General features: G+C 35.8%; 14 protein-coding genes and 1 riboswitch. Of the genes, 1 reads left to right on the top strand and 13 read right to left on the bottom strand.

What is annotated here, in order from left to right; all coding sequences use genetic code 11:
- Window positions 1-28: 28 nt before the first annotated feature.
- From metF to FN795_RS08830, 12 genes are all read right to left on the bottom strand, one after another.
- On the bottom strand, window positions 29-985 hold the full coding sequence (gene metF / locus FN795_RS08885) for a methylenetetrahydrofolate reductase [NAD(P)H] (RefSeq protein WP_142450286.1): 957 nt from the start codon (window positions 983-985) through the stop codon (window positions 29-31).
- A gap of 91 nt (window positions 986-1076) precedes the next feature.
- A complete protein-coding gene (gene metH, locus FN795_RS08880) occupies window positions 1077-3752 on the bottom strand; it encodes a methionine synthase (protein ID WP_142450285.1) in 2676 nt (891 codons plus the stop codon).
- 239 nt (window positions 3753-3991) lie between these two features.
- On the bottom strand, window positions 3992-4300 hold the full coding sequence (locus FN795_RS08875) for a YbbC/YhhH family protein (RefSeq protein ID WP_167498068.1): 309 nt from the start codon (window positions 4298-4300) through the stop codon (window positions 3992-3994).
- Between the two features lie 36 nt (window positions 4301-4336).
- Window positions 4337-5341, bottom strand: coding sequence for a homocysteine S-methyltransferase family protein (locus FN795_RS08870; RefSeq protein WP_142450283.1), 1005 nt, complete (start codon window positions 5339-5341; stop codon window positions 4337-4339).
- A 317-nt stretch (window positions 5342-5658) separates the two neighbouring features.
- Window positions 5659-5775, bottom strand: a riboswitch (SAM riboswitch).
- Window positions 5776-5993: 218 nt separating this feature from the next.
- Entirely contained in the window at window positions 5994-7046 is a 1053-nt protein-coding gene (locus FN795_RS08865; RefSeq protein ID WP_142450282.1) for an NAD(P)/FAD-dependent oxidoreductase, read from the bottom strand.
- 96 nt (window positions 7047-7142) lie between these two features.
- Window positions 7143-7724: a precorrin-2 dehydrogenase/sirohydrochlorin ferrochelatase family protein gene (locus FN795_RS08860; RefSeq protein ID WP_142450281.1), complete on the bottom strand. Its 582-nt coding sequence runs from the start codon at window positions 7722-7724 to the stop codon at window positions 7143-7145.
- 138 nt (window positions 7725-7862) lie between these two features.
- A complete protein-coding gene (gene cobA, locus FN795_RS08855; RefSeq protein WP_142450280.1) occupies window positions 7863-8636 on the bottom strand; it encodes a uroporphyrinogen-III C-methyltransferase in 774 nt (257 codons plus the stop codon).
- The gene (locus FN795_RS08850) at window positions 8629-10719 is read right to left on the bottom strand and encodes a HEPN domain-containing protein (RefSeq protein ID WP_142450279.1); all 2091 of its coding nucleotides are present in this window, start codon (window positions 10717-10719) and stop codon (window positions 8629-8631) included. The genes cobA and FN795_RS08850 overlap by 8 nt, the downstream gene beginning before the upstream one ends.
- A 162-nt stretch (window positions 10720-10881) precedes the next feature.
- Window positions 10882-12126 (bottom strand): sulfate adenylyltransferase subunit 1, encoded by a 1245-nt coding sequence (locus FN795_RS08845; RefSeq protein ID WP_129053185.1) that lies wholly within the window; start codon window positions 12124-12126, stop codon window positions 10882-10884.
- A 157-nt stretch (window positions 12127-12283) separates the two neighbouring features.
- Window positions 12284-13183 carry a sulfate adenylyltransferase subunit CysD gene (cysD, locus tag FN795_RS08840; RefSeq protein ID WP_035645595.1) on the bottom strand — a complete coding sequence of 300 codons (900 nt, stop codon included), beginning with the start codon at window positions 13181-13183 and terminating at the stop codon, window positions 12284-12286.
- A gap of 130 nt (window positions 13184-13313) precedes the next feature.
- Window positions 13314-14024 carry a phosphoadenylyl-sulfate reductase gene (locus FN795_RS08835; protein ID WP_142450278.1) on the bottom strand — a complete coding sequence of 237 codons (711 nt, stop codon included), beginning with the start codon at window positions 14022-14024 and terminating at the stop codon, window positions 13314-13316.
- A 28-nt stretch (window positions 14025-14052) separates the two neighbouring features.
- Window positions 14053-14940 (bottom strand): sulfite exporter TauE/SafE family protein, encoded by an 888-nt coding sequence (locus FN795_RS08830; protein WP_142450277.1) that lies wholly within the window; start codon window positions 14938-14940, stop codon window positions 14053-14055.
- A 309-nt stretch (window positions 14941-15249) separates the two neighbouring features.
- Between FN795_RS08830 and FN795_RS08825 the strand changes: the two genes are divergently transcribed.
- Window positions 15250-16032 (top strand): sulfite exporter TauE/SafE family protein, encoded by a 783-nt coding sequence (locus tag FN795_RS08825; RefSeq protein WP_142450276.1) that lies wholly within the window; start codon window positions 15250-15252, stop codon window positions 16030-16032.
- Between the two features lie 57 nt (window positions 16033-16089).
- Here the strand turns inward: FN795_RS08825 and FN795_RS08820 are convergent, their stop codons facing one another.
- Window positions 16090-16500 carry an RrF2 family transcriptional regulator gene (locus FN795_RS08820; protein ID WP_035645602.1) on the bottom strand — a complete coding sequence of 137 codons (411 nt, stop codon included), beginning with the start codon at window positions 16498-16500 and terminating at the stop codon, window positions 16090-16092.
- Window positions 16501-16548 lie beyond the last annotated feature (48 nt).

Below are 16548 nucleotides of genomic sequence, written 5' to 3'. Positions count from 1 at the left end.
TTCCTCGGAATGACAAACTGCATGCAGATTAAAAAACCTGACTCGCGATCTGGCGGATATTCTCCGATTTACCCATTGAATAATAATGCAAAAATGGAACTCCAGCCGCTTTTAATTCTAATGACTGCTGAATCGCCCATTCGATTCCGACTTGTTTAATTTCAGCGTTGTTTTTGCATTTATCAACGGCATCGATTAAATCTTCCGGTAAATCGATTCTGAAAATCTGTGGTAAAACTTGTAAATGTCTTTGAACAGCAATTGGCTTAATTCCAGGTATAATCGGAATTGTGATACCCATTTCTCTTGCTTTTTCTACAAAGGCAAAATATTTTGAGTTGTCAAAAAACATTTGCGTTACCACGTAATCAGCTCCCGCGTCTACTTTTTCTTTTAATCTTTTTAAATCTGATTGTAAAGATGGTGATTCCAAATGTTTTTCAGGATAACCCGCAACACCAATACAAAAATCAGCTTTGTTATCAATATCCATTACTTCATGCAGATATTTTCCGCAATTCAAATCTTTGATTTGACGAACCAAATCAACTGCGTAATGATTTCCTCCTGCTTTCGGTACAAAAGATTGTTCATCTTTCATTGCATCACCGCGAAGTGCCATTACATTGTTGATTCCTAAATACTGACAATCAACCAACATATATTCAGTTTCTTCTTGTGTAAATCCACCACAAAGCAAATGCGGAACGGTATCTACATTGTATTTATGTTTTATAGAAGCGCAAATTCCAAGCGTTCCTGGACGCATACGAGTCAGTTTTTTGTCCAAAAGTCCGTTACCACGGTCAATATAAATATACTCCTCACGAGAAGTCGTTACGTCTATAAACGGTGGATTAAACTCCATTAACGGATCAATATTATCGTATAACTCCTGAATACTTTTCCCCTTTTGGGGCGGAATAATTTCAAATGAGAATAATGTTTTTCCTTTGGCGTTTTCTATATGTTCTGTTACTTTCATTTTTTGTTTTTTGTTTCAAGTTTCAGGTTCCATGTTTCAAGTTCTCTACTGTAACTTGAAACTTGAAACCTGAAACCAAAATAACTTTTCGTTAATCTGCGATATTAGGGTTTAACCACTTCATGGCGTAATCCGTTGGAACATTGCGTCGTTTGGCGTAATCTACTACCTGATCTTCTTTTATTTTTCCGAGTCCGAAATATCGGCTTTTTGGGTTTCCGAAATAATATCCTGAAACCGAAGAAGCTGGCCACATCGCCATACTTTCTGTCAAAGTCACTCCAATTTCTTCGGCTACATTTAAAAGCTTCCAGATTGTTGGTTTTTCCAAGTGATCCGGACAAGCAGGATAACCCGGAGCCGGACGGATTCCTTTATAATTTTCTTTAATCAATTCTTCGTTGGTTAAAGATTCTTCACTATCATAACCCCAAAAATCTTTACGAACTCTCTCGTGAAGATACTCGGCGAAAGCCTCAGCAAAACGATCTGCAAGCGCTTTCACCATAATCGAATTGTAATCGTCTAGATTCTTTTCATATTCTGCTGCCCATTCATCTACACCAAAACCTGTAGTTACGCAGAAAGCTCCCATATAATCAGTCACGCCGCTATCTTTTGGCAAAATAAAATCGGCTAAAGCGATGTTTGGAGCACCTTTTGTTTTTTGCGACTGCTGACGAAGCGTTAAGAATTTCTCTAAAACTTTTCCGTTTTCATCACGCAATTCGATATCGTCATCATCAACCTGATTCGCAGGGAAAATTCCGTAAATACCTTTTGCTTTCAGTTTTTTCTCTTCTAAAATCACTTTCAGCATCGCTTGAGCATCTTTAAAAACAGAAGTTGCTTGTTCGCCCACAACCTCATCCGTTAAAATTGCCGGATATTTTCCGTACAATTCCCAAGTCTGAAAAAATGGCGTCCAGTCAATATACGGAACCAAAACATCTAGTTCTATTTCGATGGTTTGCGCTCCAATTACTTTTGGTTTAGTCGGTGTGTATTCCGACCAATCCAATGGCAATTTGTTTTTACGGGCATCTTCAATCGTTAAGAAATTCTTGTCTCTTGAACGATTTAAAAATGTTTCTCTAAAAGAATCATATTCTGCACGAATATCTGCCGCATATATTTTTCGGTTATGATCTAACAGGTTTCCTGCAACAGTAACGGCTCTTGAAGCATCGTTTACGTGAATTACAGTTTCTCTGTATTGAGGTGCAATTTTCACGGCTGTATGCGCACGCGAAGTTGTTGCCCCACCAATCATAATCGGGATTTTAATTCCTTGTTTGTCTAATTCTTTAGCCAAATACACCATTTCGTCAAGCGAAGGCGTGATCAATCCACTTAATCCGATAATGTCTACATTATGCTCAATAGCAGCCGAAATAATTTTTTCCGGAGGCACCATCACACCAAGATCTACAATCTCGTAATTATTACAAGCCAAAACTACCGAAACGATGTTTTTACCAATATCGTGAACGTCACCTTTTACGGTTGCCATCAAGATTTTTCCGTTTCCTTGTTTATCTCCGGCTTGTTTACTTGCTTCGATAAATGGTAATAAATATGCCACCGCTTTTTTCATTACACGAGCCGATTTCACCACCTGAGGCAGGAACATTTTTCCGCTTCCGAATAAATCTCCAACGACATTCATTCCCGTCATCAAATTAATTTCGATAACTTCGATTGGTTTTGTGGCTGCCAAACGAGCTTCTTCAACATCTTCTTCAATAAAAGCATCAATTCCTTTTACTAATGAATGTGTAATTCGTTCCTGAACGGTTCCAAAACGCCATTCCTGAACTACTTTTTCATCGCTCTTTGCTTCGCCTTTTACATTTTCTGCAAAATCTAAAAGTCGTTCTGTCGCATCATCGCGTCTATCTAAAATTACGTCTTCAACGTGTTCTAATAAGTCTTTCGGAATATCATCGTAAATCGTCAACATCTCCGGATTTACGATTCCCATCGTCATTCCGTTTTTAATCGCGTGGTATAAAAACACCGAGTGCATCGCTTCACGAACCGTATCATTTCCTCTAAAAGAAAACGAAACGTTACTCACTCCACCGCTAATATGCGCGTGCGGCAGGTTTTCACGAACCCATTTTGTTCCTCTAAAGAAATCCAAAGCGTTCAATCTATGCTCTTCCATTCCCGTTGCAACCGGGAAAATATTCAAATCGAAAATAATATCCTGCGGAGGGAATCCTACTTTGTTCACCAAAATATCATACGAACGCTGACAAATCTCCACTCGACGATCGTAATTATCTGCCTGACCAACTTCGTCAAATGCCATAATAATTGCTGCCGCTCCGTAGCGTTTGATTAATCGCGCGTGGTGAATAAAAGCTTCTTCGCCTTCTTTTAACGAAATCGAGTTTACAACGCTTTTTCCTTGTACTACTTTTAGACCAGCTTCAATGATTTCCCATTTCGAACTGTCGATCATAATCGGCACTCTCGAAATATCTGGTTCTGCAGCAATTAAATTCAAAAATTTAGTCATTGCAGTAACACCGTCAAGCATTCCTTCATCCATATTAATATCGATGATCTGCGCTCCACCTTCTACTTGTTGTCTTGCAATATCAAGCGCCTCGTCATATTTCTCTTCCTTGATTAATCTTAGGAATTTTCTAGAACCTGTTACATTTGTACGTTCCCCAACGTTTACAAAAACACTTTCGGGCGTAATAATTAATGGTTCTAATCCTGATAATACAAGGTCTCTTCTTTTTTCTGTCATTTCTTTCTAAGTTACTAAGATCCTGAGATACTAAGGTTCTAAGTTTTTTATTCTATATTTTTAGGTTTCTAAACCTATAATCTTTTTAATATTTTGGGCGTGTTTCGCCGCGGCGAACCGGGCTATCCGTTACAAGTCCTCGCTCTTCCTTCGTCAGGCTGTGGGCTTTTCACTTCTATCCCTCACGCAAACTCGGGTTCACAAGACGATTTATTTTATTTTACTTTTCAATCACCTTTCTACTTTCCATGCATCATGTAAAGAACTTTACCGTTTTTTGCAGAAATTTTAATATCAAAAACACCTCCAAAACCAATACTATTAAAAGTCCCTTCAATATGCCAAATAGAATCATTTTCTATTGTTACTTTGTAAGGTCTTTGATCTTCTATTTGATCTTTACCATATGATTCAAATAAAATTGGTTCTGCTATTCCAACTGCTGTTTCTTCTTTTGTAACTAAACAATCTTCACATTTAATGCTTTTCTGAAAAACTGTATTAGTTGTGTAATTACAGCTAACAAGCATCAAACTAATAAGAAACAAAATCTTCTTGTTCTTTATTGAAAAACTCATCATGAGTTACGCAATAACCGGCGCAATCCTCGGCTTATAATCCTTCGCAACCTCAGCCATTAATCTAATATGATCTGGAGTTGTTCCGCAACATCCGCCAATGATATTAATCAAATTATCATCTAAATATTCTTTAATGAAGGCTTGAGTTTGTTCTGGCGTTTCATCATATTGTCCGAAAGCATTTGGCAATCCTGCATTTGGATGCGCCGAAACATTAAAACTTGTGTTATGTGCTAATGTTTTTAAATACGGTTTCAGCAAATCGGCACCAAGGGCGCAATTGAATCCAACACTTAATAATGGAATATGCGAAACTGAAATCAAAAACGCTTCAACAGTCTGTCCAGAAAGTGTTCTTCCCGATGCATCTGTAATCGTTCCTGAAACCATGATTGGAATATCGATGTTGCGTTCTTCTTTTACTTCTTCGATCGCAAAAAGTGCTGCTTTTGCATTTAATGTATCAAAGATCGTTTCTACTAAAAGCAAATCACAGCCACCATCCATTAAAGCTTCTGCTTGTTGTTTGTACGCAATTCGTAAATCGTCAAACGTTACGGCTCTATAACCCGGATCGTTTACATCTGGCGACATACTTGCTGTACGGTTTGTCGGTCCGATTGAACCGGCTACGAAACGAGGCTTTTCCGGATTTTTTGCGGTAAACTCATCGGCTACTTGTCTTGCGATTTTTGCCGATTCATAGTTTAACTCGTAAACCAAATCTTCCATGTGATAATCGGCCATACCGATTGTCGTTCCTGAGAAGGTATTGGTTTCTACAATGTCAGCGCCTGCTTCATAATAAGCGGCATGTACATCGCGGATTGCTTGTGGTTGTGTTAGGGATAGTAAATCGTTGTTTCCTTTTAACGGATGTGGGAAATCTTTGAAACGCTCTCCTCTGAAATCTTCTTCTGAGAAATTATAGCGTTGCAACATTGTTCCCATTGCTCCATCTAGGATTAGGATATTTTTTTTTATTGCTTCTTTTATCGTAATTGCCATGTTCTTTTGTTTTAGCTTCTAAGATCTATCCGATAGCCATCGGGGCTAAGATGCTAAGTTTTTTTTTATTATGATTGTGAAGTTTAACCTTCGATATTTTTTATTCACATTAATTCCAAAAGTGTACTATTGCTGACTCATTAGCCCCGATTGAAGTGGAAATCATTTTGTCCGCCGCGGCGGATAAAATGATTGCAACGTAAAGCGGGAACTATTGACGGCAAAAATGCACCAATGATTCGCTCCTGATACAGAATCTGTTTCAGTAAATATTGTATGTTGTCTGGAAAAGTTTTGAGAAATACGAGTATGTATTTGTGTTATCTATCTTTAATACTGGAAAATGTCGTATAAAGTAGAATTTAGCACCTTCTTTATGATAAAGGGTTGCTAAGGTTTCATCGGGTCTATCCCTCCGCCTTTCGTGATAACTGACAATAATTTTAAGAACAGTGCAAAGGTATGAAATAGGGTTTCGATTTGCAAATGTTTTTTTTTGTAAGGTTCTGAGGTACTTAGGTGCTAAGGTTCTAAGGTTTTTTTGAAGGAACTAAGTTTAAAATTTGGTTCAATAAAAAAGCCCAAACTAAAAGTTTGAGCTTCTATATAAAAACCTTAGCAGCTTAGTCCCTTAGAACCTCAGCACCTCAGATTAAACAATCGCTTTCACAACCGCTTTTGGTGCTTCTTTACGAGTTCCGTCGAAACCATCTACACCAGAAACTGTTGTATATTTTAATACGTATTTTTTACCTGGATTGATGATTCCGTATGCAGCCTGGCACATTAAAGTTGCTTCGTGGAAACCGCAAAGGATTAACTTTAATTTCCCTGGATATGTGTTTACGTCTCCAATAGCAAAGATTCCTGGAATATTCGTTTGGTAATCTAATGCATTGTTTACTTTGATGGCATTTTTCTCGATTTCTAATCCCCAGTCGCCGATTGGGCCTAATTTTGGCGTTAATCCGAAAAGTGGAATGAAATAATCACATTCGATTTTACGGTGCGCTCCGTTTTCTTCGATATCTAATGATTCAACGTGCTCTGCACCATTGATTCCGATAACTTCTGCTGGTGTAATTAATTTAATTTTTCCAGCTGTTTTTAATTCCTGTACTTTTTCTACAGAATCTAAAGCGCCTCTAAATTCGTTTCTTCTGTGAATTAAAGTTACTTCTGAAGCTACATTTGCCAAGAAAATACTCCAGTCTAAAGCTGAATCTCCTCCTCCTGCAATTACAACTCTTTTATCTCTGAATTTCTCAGGATTTTTGATGAAGTATTTTACTCCTTTATCTTCATAAAACTCGATATCTTCGATAAGTGGCTTACGAGGCTCAAAACTTCCTAAACCTCCAGCGATTGCTATTACAGGTGCGTGAAATTTAGTTCCTTTATTTGAAGTTACGATGAAAGATCCATCTTCTTGCTTTTCAACTGTTTCAGCACGTTCTCCTAAAGTAAATCCTGGCTCAAACTGTTTAATTTGCTCCATTAAACCATCAACTAAATCTCCGGCTAAAACTTCTGGAAAACCTGGAATATCATAAATAGGTTTCTTAGGATATAATTCTGAAAGCTGTCCTCCTGGTTGAGGCAAAGCATCTAAAATGTGACATTTTAATTTTAATAATCCTGCCTCGAAAACGGCAAATAAACCTGTTGGGCCTGCTCCAATTATAAGTATATCTGTTTTAATCATTATGGTTGTTGTTTATAATCATTCTTAATAATACAAAGAAACGAATAATTTATTCTACTAACAATGATTTTTATCATTATTCATTTCTCTGATATGCTACTCTTTATTTTTCAAAGAAGCTGTTATTTCGTTCATCTTCTTTACTTTATCTTCAAAATTACCTTTTAAGGTTTTTCTGTATTGGTTTAGGTTCTCAACCATCTGATTGATATCCTCCGGAATTACTTCTTCAAAAAACTCACGCAATCTCTTTGCTGTTGTCGGTGATTTTCCGTTGGTTGAAATGGCGATTTTTACATTCCCTTTCGTTACGATTCCGCCTAAATAATAATCACATAAATCTGGCGTATCGGCGATATTGCAAATCAAATAACGTTTTCTCGACAATTCGTAAACTCTTTTGTTCACTTTCAAATCGTCTGTGCATGCAATTACCATATGCCGTTTTTTGAGCATTTTCTTTTTGAACTTCGCTTCCGTCAATTTAATTGAAGGATGATTTTCGGCTAAAACTTTGATTTCTAAATGAAAATCTGGCGCTACGACCTCAACATTTGCATTTGGACTCGACTTTAGCAAAAAAGAAAGTTTCTCCAATCCTACATTTCCTCCGCCCACAATTAAAACGTTCAAATTGTGAAGTTTTAAGAATATGGGATATAATTCGTTTTGTTCCATTTTAATTTAATTTCATCTAAACAAAATTAGATGATTTTTCTATTGTCTTTGGCAAAATTGGGTTAAAATCCAACGTCATTGCCGCACGTCCATCTGGTTAAAACCCGACGCTACAATATGAATCGTTCCTTCGGAACTTTATCGAGAGATTTCTTTTGATAGAAATTCTTCGTAAAATCCTTTTAGTTTATTGCTTTCTCTTACAACTTCGCCTAAAACAATAATGGCTGGTGAACCTAAATCTTTTTCTTTTACAATATTTAAAATCGAATCTACAGTTCCAACTCCAACTTTTTCTTCTGCTGTTGTTCCGTTTTGGATGATTGCTACAGGTAAATTTCCTTTATCTTCTTTTTGAAACAAATCGATGATTTGAGGTAATTTGTGCATTCCCATCAAAATCACAACTGTTGCAGAAGATTGTGCAGCTAAAGCTACGTCTGACGATAATTTTCTATCCGATGTTGTTCCTGTTATTACCCAAAAGCTTTCTGAAACGCCGCGTTTTGTAATCGAAATTCCCTGACTTGCAGGAACGGCAACTACAGATGAAATTCCTGGAACTACGATTGTTTCTATTCCGAAACTTTCTGCAAAATCAATTTCTTCTCCTCCTCTTCCAAAAATGAATGGATCTCCGCCTTTTAATCTTACTACATTTCCGTAAGTCAAAGCATTATCAACAATCAATTGATTGATTTGATCCTGCGTATAGGCATGATTTCCAATTCGTTTTCCAACAAAAATTCGGATGGCATTTTTTGGTGCGTAATCCAAAATTTCTTCATTGGCCAAAGCGTCGTATAAAACCACATTAGCTTCAGCCAATGCTTTTACAGCTTTCAGCGTAAGTAAATCGGGATCGCCCGGACCTGCACCGACTAAAGTTATTTTGGGTTTTATATTAAGCATTTTCTAATTCCTGAGCTCTGAAAGTTTCGATTTTATCAAAGAAAACGACTGCCTGAGCAATGTAATCTTTAGCGAAAGCTTCTGATGGTTCGTTTTTATTGATTTGGTAAACCAAGTCTTTAAAAGTTGAGTTTAATTCGATTTTATTATTTTCAACAAAAACAGTATCAAACAAGTCTACAATTCCTGCGTGGTGATTTGTTTTTTGATTTTCTGACAACAACAATGCTTTTGCACCATTTACAAATCCAGCATAAGCGTGATAGATTGCATCTGACCATTTTTTCTCGTCGAAAGATTCCTGAGCCAAGATTAATTTTTCTTTAGCTTCGAATAATAAAGTCGCTACTAAATCGATCACAACTCCAGCACATTCTCCAACTCCAACTGCTTTTACATAGTTGTCTGCATTACCCCAATCCACAAAATCTGCTTCTGTTAAATTGGTAACATCTGCATAAGGTTTTAAGATTTCGTAGAAATATTTTTCTCCTTTTGTATCATAATAATCAAGGAATTTTTGTCCGCTTCCGTTAGTATCAAAATCATTTAAGATGGTACGCAATGCATCAGGACCTCTACGACTCGGTACTTTAATTACTTTATCAGCAAAACGTCCTGCTCCATTTCCTAATCTTCCTCCTCCTAATAATACTTGCAAAGCCGGAGCAACTAGTTTTCCTGAGTTGATAGACATTCCCTGGAATCCAATGGCAGACATATTATGCTGTCCGCAGGCATTCATACAACCTGAAATTTTAATTTCGATTTCGCGATTGTTTAAATACTGAGGATATTCTGCCGTTAAAACTCTTTCTAATTCTTCTGCAATACCGGTACTACTTGCAATCCCCAAATTACAAGTATCAGTACCCGGACATGCCGTAATATCTCCAACTGAATTATATCCTAGTTGAACAAAATCCAACTTCGCTAATTCTTGATAAAAGAATGGTAAATTCTCTTCTTTTATGTGACGTATTACAATATTTTGACGCAATGAAAAACGTAATTCATTTGCTCCGTAATTCTTAATTAAAGCGGCTAGTAATCTCGCTTTATCAGTATAAAAATCTCCTAATAAAACTTTGATTCCGATAGCATAATAACCGTCTTGTTTCTGCTTGATTACATTCGAATTTTTCCACGCTTCATAAGCTTTTGTATCTTCGATTGTAACTTGTGGAACTTCTAATATTGGCTCTGTAATTGGACCATCAAAAGCGGTTGTGTCAATTTCGTAGGTTTCAAAAGCGATAGCTTTTTTCTCTTGTTCAACCAAATCAAGGAAAACATCTCTTCCCATTTCTTTGATTAAGAATTTCATACGCGCTTTCATTCTTTTGGCACGTTCTCCGTATCTGTCGAAAATACGAATGATTCCTTCTGCTGTTGGAATGATTTCGTTTACTGGAACGAATTCTGAAAGTAATTCAGCATGTGCTGGCTGAGATCCTAAACCTCCTCCAAACATGATTTTGAAACCTTTTTGTCCGTCTTTAATTTTCGGAATAAATCCTAAATCGTGTAAATAACTCAAAGCGGTATCTTCGTCTGAAGAAGAGAACGAAATTTTGAATTTACGTCCCATTTCCTGACAGATTGGGTTTCTCAACAAATATTGAAAAAGTCCGTGTGCATAAGGCGAAACATCAAATGGTTCGTTTACGTCAACTCCAGCCAATTCGCTTCCTGTAATATTTCTAACGGTGTTTCCACAAGCTTCACGAAGTGTAATATCGTCTTTAGCCAAATCTGCCCAAAGTTCTGGTGTTCGGTCTAAACTCACATAGTGGATCTGAATATCCTGACGCGTTGTAATATGCAAACGTCCTGTAGAATATTCATCAGAGACTTGTGTGATACGCACTAATTGTTCGCTGGTTACTTTTCCATAAGGCAATTTGATACGAATCATCTGAACACCTTCTTGGCGCTGACCGTAGATTCCACGCGCTAAACGAAGACTACGAAAACGCTCATCATCAATTTTTCCTCCACGGAATAAGTGAATCTTTTTTTCTAATTCGATAATCTCCTTCTGAACTACCGGATTTTCTATTTCTGTTCTAAAACTTTCCATTTTTCTTTCGCTTTAGGCTTTAAGCTTTAGGCTATAAGCTTTTTAACTTTGTGTTTTTCTTGCTTTCGGCTTTAGACAATAAGCTTTAAGCTTTCTTGCATGCCTTTTATACGTTTTTGCTAAAAGCTTACAGCCTATAGCTTATTGCTTACAGCAGTGAAACTACCTAATGAATCCTACTCCTGCTGTTGTGTTTGTTGCTGTATCAATTAAGATGAAAGCTCCGTTTGATTTGTTTTCGTTGTATGAATCAAAATATAACGGCTTACTTAATTTGATCGTTACTTCTCCAATTTCGTTGATGGCTAATTGTGAAGCTTCTGTCGTTCCAGAGTAATCTGTTGCAATTGTATTTTTGATGCTTTCTACTTTTGCTAAAACTCGGTTTGTATTGTGTTGTACCAAATATTTAGTTCCCGGAACCAGTTTTTTACTGTCCATCCAGCAAACTGTTGTGGTAATGTCTTTTTCAATTTTTGGAAGTTCATCCGATTTTACAATCATATCACCTCTCGTTACATTGATATCATTTTCTAATTCGATTGTGATCGAAGAACCTGCAACGGCTTCATCAAATGTTTTATCGAAAAAGTGAATTTTAGATACTTTTGATTCTGTTAAAGAAGGAAGAACTGTTACAGCATCTCCCACTTTTATTGAGTTTCCGTATAATTTTCCAGCGTAACCTCTAAAATCGTGATATTCTTCTGTTTTTGGACGAATTACGGTTTGAACCGGAAAACGTGCTTTTCCTGCTTCAAAAACATCAGAAGCATGTAATCCTTCTAAATGTTCCAATACAGTTTGTCCATCGTACCAAGGCATGTTTTCTGATTGGTCAACCACGTTTCCGCCGTTGATCGCACTTAACGGAATATAACTTACATTCTGCTCTTTGAAAGTACTTTTTGCATTTAATGCCTGAAAATCGGCTTTGATTTTATTGAAAACTTCTTCTGAATAATCAACCAAATCCATTTTGTTAATCGCAACAATTACCTCTTTTACTCTCAACAAATTATTGATAAAAAAGTGACGGTAAGTCTGCTCAATAACTCCTTTTCTTGCATCGATCAAAATGATAGAAACCTGAGAAGTCGAAGCTCCTGTAACCATGTTTCTTGTATATTCAACGTGACCCGGAGTATCGGCAATAATGTAACTTTTCTTTGCAGTCGAAAAATAAATATGCGCAACGTCAATCGTGATTCCTTGTTCTCTTTCTGCTACTAAACCATCTGTTGCTAAAGAAAAATCAAGATAATCGTATCCTTTTTGTTTACTGCTTTTTTCGATTGCTTCTATTTTATCAGTCGTCAATGATTTTGTATCGTACAATAATCTTCCGATCAAAGTACTTTTTCCGTCATCTACACTTCCTGCTGTTGCTATTTTTAAAACGTCCATTCTGTAATATTTTGTTTCAGGTTTAATTTTTGTTTCAAGTTTCAAGTTGAAAAACTTTGTCTAAAATTTAAATCTGTATGTTTTTGTTTTCTTGATTTCACTTTTAAAATTCAGTTCCGAATTGCATTCATAATTCACAATTCATAACTCATAATTATTAAAAATATCCTTGTTGTTTTCTTTTCTCCATTGCGGCTTCAGAACGTTTATCATCGATTCTGGCTCCTCTTTCAGAAATTGTTGATTCTCTAATTTCGCCTACAACTTCTTCGATTGTTGCTGCGTAAGACTCAACTGCTGCGGTACAACTCATATCTCCAACGGTTCTGAAGCGAACAATTCTTTCTTCGATTTGTTCGTCTTCTTCCTGATACACAAAAGGAGAATGCGACCAGATTAAACCGTCTCTCAAAAAAACTTTTCTTTTATGTGAAAAATAGATTGATGGAATTTCGATATGTTCTTTTTCGATATAACTCCAAACATCTAATTCTGTCCAGTTTGAAATTGGGAAAACACGAACGTTTTGTCCATTTTCAATCTTTCCATTCAAAATATCAAACAACTCAGGTCTCTGATTTTTTTCGTCCCATTGTCCGAAATCATCACGAACAGAAAAAATACGTTCTTTAGCTCTTGCTTTTTCTTCATCACGACGTGCTCCACCAATACAAGCATCAAACTTAAATTCTTCAATTGCATCTAAAAGTGTTGTAGTCTGCAAGCTGTTACGGCTTGAGTATTTTCCAGTTTCTTCAACTACTTTTCCTTCATCAATAGCATCCTGAACATTACGAACGATCAACTCTAAACCTAATTCTTCTACCAATTTATCTCTGAAAGCGATTGTCTCAGGGAAATTGTGTCCTGTATCAACGTGCAATAGAGGAAACGGAATCTTAGCAGGGAAAAATGCTTTTTGCGCTAAACGCACTAATGTAATAGAATCTTTTCCTCCTGAGAAAAGTAAAACCGGTTTGTCAAACTGTGAAATTACTTCTCTGAAAATGTATATCGCTTCACTCTCTAAAGCGTTTGTTTTTAATACTGAACTCATTGTTTTTTTGTTTGATATTTTGTGAGTTTCAAGTTTTAGGTTTCAAGTTGTCACCTCATCTAAAAATCTCTACTCTTTATTCTATATTCTATTCTCTAGCAGAAGTCTTGCTTCTTGCTTCTTGTCTCTTCTACTCTTTCTTAGCACTATGCAAACCACACTCTTTATGGCTTGATTCCCACCACCATCTTCCGGCTCTGATATCTTCACCTGGAAAGATTGCTCTTGTACAAGGTGCGCATCCAATGCTTACGAAACCTTGTTTGTGCAATGCATTTTGCGGAACATTATTTTCAGATAAATACGTTTCAACTTCTTCTAAAGTCCATTTTAGTAACGGATTAAATTTTATGATTTCGAAGTTTCCATCATATTCAAACAGATTTAAATCGTGTCTGTTTTCTGATTGTTCGGCTCTTAATCCCGTAATCCAAACTGAGTTTCCTGCCAAAGCTTTTCTTAACGGAACAACTTTTCGAATAAAACAACATTCTTTTCTGTTTTCAACTGAATCGTAAAAGCTGTTTGGACCTTTTGTTTTTAGAAGATTTTCTACCGCAGTCGCTTCTGGGAAAAAAACTTCAATAGGTCTTTTATATTTTTTTAATGTTTTGTGAAAAACATCGTAAGTTTCCTGAAATAATCTCCCTGTATCTAAAGTAAAAACGGTAATATCAGTATTACTTTTTGCAATGAAATCTGTAATTACCTGATCTTCCTGACCAAAAGAGGTCGAAAAAATTACTTTTCCTGGAAATTTTTCTGCTAAAAAAACTAAGGTTTCGTCAAGCGAAAAATCTTTTGTTTTATCTAATAATTCTTGTACTATAATCGCACTCATAATCTCTCTTCCTTTCTAAAATTATTTTTTACAATAATTTAGATAATGTTTTTAAACTCAATAATATAATTAGAATCCCAACCGCAACCATCATTGGTTTTCTTTTGATTTTATTTACCAAATATGCTGCTAATGGCGCTGAAATGACTCCTCCCAAAATCAATCCGATGATTACCTGCCAACCGTGGATTCCACCAAAAAGCATGAACGTTATACCACTTGCAAACGAAATCGCAAACTCAGCTGCATTTACCGAACCAATAGTATATCTTGGATTTCTTCCTCTTCCCAATAAAGTTGAAGTCACAATCGGTCCCCAGCCTCCGCCTCCAACAGAATCCATAAATCCGCCGAAAACAGCTAAAACACCTAATTTTTTCGTTTTCTTCTTTTCTATATTTTTCTTTAATGCTTTTCTAATAATGATAACCGCCAAAACGATCATATACACTGCAATAAAAGGCTTAATAACATCCCCATTTATAACATCTGACAATAAATAAGCTCCTGTAATTGACCCTAAAACACCCGGAATCAATAAATGTTTTACTAGTTTTTTATTAATGTTTCCGAATCTATGATGTGAAAGTGCCGATGCTCCAGTAGTAAACATTTCAGAAACGTGAACTGCCGTACTACTTACAACTGGCGGAACTCCATAAGCCAATAAAAATGATGTAGAAGTTGCTCCATATCCCATTCCTAAAGTTCCATCAACTAACTGAGCAAAAACTCCAATAGCAAAAAACACTAAAAATTCTTCATTAAAACCATTTACAAACCCGCTCCACGAAAACTCAGCATGATGATTATAAATTAATACAGATAATAAACCTACTAGCAAAACAACAGGAATTCCGATCCAAAGCTTTTCTTTGAACGAATCTGCACTATTTATTTTCAGTTCTTTCTCCATATTAAATAATTGAATTTGTTTTCAAAACCTATTACCCTATCGGGTTAATAGATTACTTTGCAAAAATACTACTTATTTAGAATAATCAAAACATTATTTTGATTTTTTTAAAGCTCATTTACACATTCATTACATTATAAAAGAACTATTTAAGATTTTGATAAATTAATTTCACAAATAATATCATTTCACAACATATTTGAACAATATAAATAGTAAAAAAGCTTGTTTATTAAATACGTTTTTTAATCTCTACAATATCTATAGGATAATTATAAAAATGTTGTATTTTAGCGCCAAACTTTTTTTATGGATTTTCAAATTGGTCTTGTAATTGCCGGATTAGCAGTCGGTTTTATTGTTGGTTTAACTGGCGTAGGTGGTGGTTCTTTAATGACTCCTATTTTGTTGTTTTTTAATATTCCGCCAACAACTGCAGTCGGTACAGATTTGCTTTATGCCGCTTTTACGAAAGCTGGAGGAATATTTGTTCATCATAAAAAAGGAAACATAAACTGGAAAATTACAGGCTGGCTTACATTAGGCAGTGTTCCAGCAGCTTTAGTAACTTTATGGATTCTAAACAGTATTAAAACAGATATTGAGACCATTAATCATGTTATAAAGTTTAGTTTAGGTTGGGCATTATTATTTACATCAATTGCTATTATATTCAAAAACAAAATTTTGAAATTTTCTCAAAAACATGCAGGAGATAAATTCCACAGCGAAAGCCACACTCAAAATATGCTGACTATTGCAATTGGAGTATTACTTGGTGCGACCGTGACCGTAACATCCATTGGCGCTGGCGCTTTGGGAACCGTAACTTTATTTTTTCTTTATCCTTTATTACCGCTACCTCGCTTAGTGGGAACCGAAATTGCTCATGCAGTTCCATTAACGCTTGTTGCTGGAATCGGACATGCTTCAATGGGAAATCTTGATTTAGGATTACTTGGCCAGCTGTTAATGGGATCACTTCCTGGAATATATATGGGAAGTATGCTGAGCGGAAAAGTTCCGGATCAATTTCTTAGAAATGCTATCGCAGTAATGTTATTCTTTACTGGATATAAATTGATTTTTTAACTAAAACATTATTATAAAAAAAGACCATTTCTATTTTGAAATGGTCTTTTTTATTTCTTAAAAAGCAATATCTGCTAAAGAATTACTTTCTAATATTTTAAGTGTATTATCTCTAACTTCAGTCATTAATCTTCGGGCTGCACAGGTAGATTCGTCATCACAGTCGTCACATCTTTCATAAAAATTATGACTTGCGCAAGGCAATAATGCAATTGGCCCTTCTAAAATTCGATAGACTTTTGCCATGCTTATATCTTTCGGATCTTTGATTAGATAATAGCCGCCGCCTTTTCCTTTTTTGGCTCCAAGAAAACCGGAATTCCTTAAAAGCAATAAAATACTCTCTAAAAACTTAATCGAAATATGTTCGTTTTTCGCGATTTCGGCAATTTGAACAGGATCATTATTTTCTCGTCTGGCCAAATAAGTCAACGCTTTTATTCCGTATTTTGTTTTTTTTGAAAGCATCTTTAAATTTTAAATTGCAAAATATTTGTTTCGAAATTAATGCCCCGA

Source organism: Flavobacterium resistens, assembly GCF_900182645.1.
Classification (GTDB): Bacteria; Bacteroidota; Bacteroidia; order Flavobacteriales; family Flavobacteriaceae; genus Flavobacterium; species Flavobacterium resistens.
The sequence above is the reverse complement of the archived record's forward strand: the minus strand, read 5'-3'. Positions and strand labels throughout refer to the sequence as shown.

Bases quoted from the DNA above. Each gene is read 5' to 3' on its own strand.
- metF (WP_142450286.1), bottom strand. From the start codon at position 985: ATGAAAGTAACAGAACATATAGAAAACGCCAAAGGAAAAACATTATTC.
- metH (WP_142450285.1), bottom strand. From the start codon at position 3,752: ATGACAGAAAAAAGAAGAGACCTTGTATTATCAGGATTAGAACCATTA.
- FN795_RS08870 (WP_142450283.1), bottom strand. From the start codon at position 5,341: ATGGCAATTACGATAAAAGAAGCAATAAAAAAAAATATCCTAATCCTA.
- FN795_RS08865 (WP_142450282.1), bottom strand. From the start codon at position 7,046: ATGATTAAAACAGATATACTTATAATTGGAGCAGGCCCAACAGGTTTA.
- FN795_RS08860 (WP_142450281.1), bottom strand. From the start codon at position 7,724: ATGGAACAAAACGAATTATATCCCATATTCTTAAAACTTCACAATTTG.
- cobA (WP_142450280.1), bottom strand. From the start codon at position 8,636: ATGCTTAATATAAAACCCAAAATAACTTTAGTCGGTGCAGGTCCGGGC.
- FN795_RS08850 (WP_142450279.1), bottom strand. From the start codon at position 10,719: ATGGAAAGTTTTAGAACAGAAATAGAAAATCCGGTAGTTCAGAAGGAG.
- FN795_RS08845 (WP_129053185.1), bottom strand. From the start codon at position 12,126: ATGGACGTTTTAAAAATAGCAACAGCAGGAAGTGTAGATGACGGAAAA.
- cysD (WP_035645595.1), bottom strand. From the start codon at position 13,183: ATGAGTTCAGTATTAAAAACAAACGCTTTAGAGAGTGAAGCGATATAC.
- FN795_RS08835 (WP_142450278.1), bottom strand. From the start codon at position 14,024: ATGAGTGCGATTATAGTACAAGAATTATTAGATAAAACAAAAGATTTT.
- FN795_RS08830 (WP_142450277.1), bottom strand. From the start codon at position 14,940: ATGGAGAAAGAACTGAAAATAAATAGTGCAGATTCGTTCAAAGAAAAG.
- FN795_RS08825 (WP_142450276.1), top strand. From the start codon at position 15,250: ATGGATTTTCAAATTGGTCTTGTAATTGCCGGATTAGCAGTCGGTTTT.
- FN795_RS08820 (WP_035645602.1), bottom strand. From the start codon at position 16,500: ATGCTTTCAAAAAAAACAAAATACGGAATAAAAGCGTTGACTTATTTG.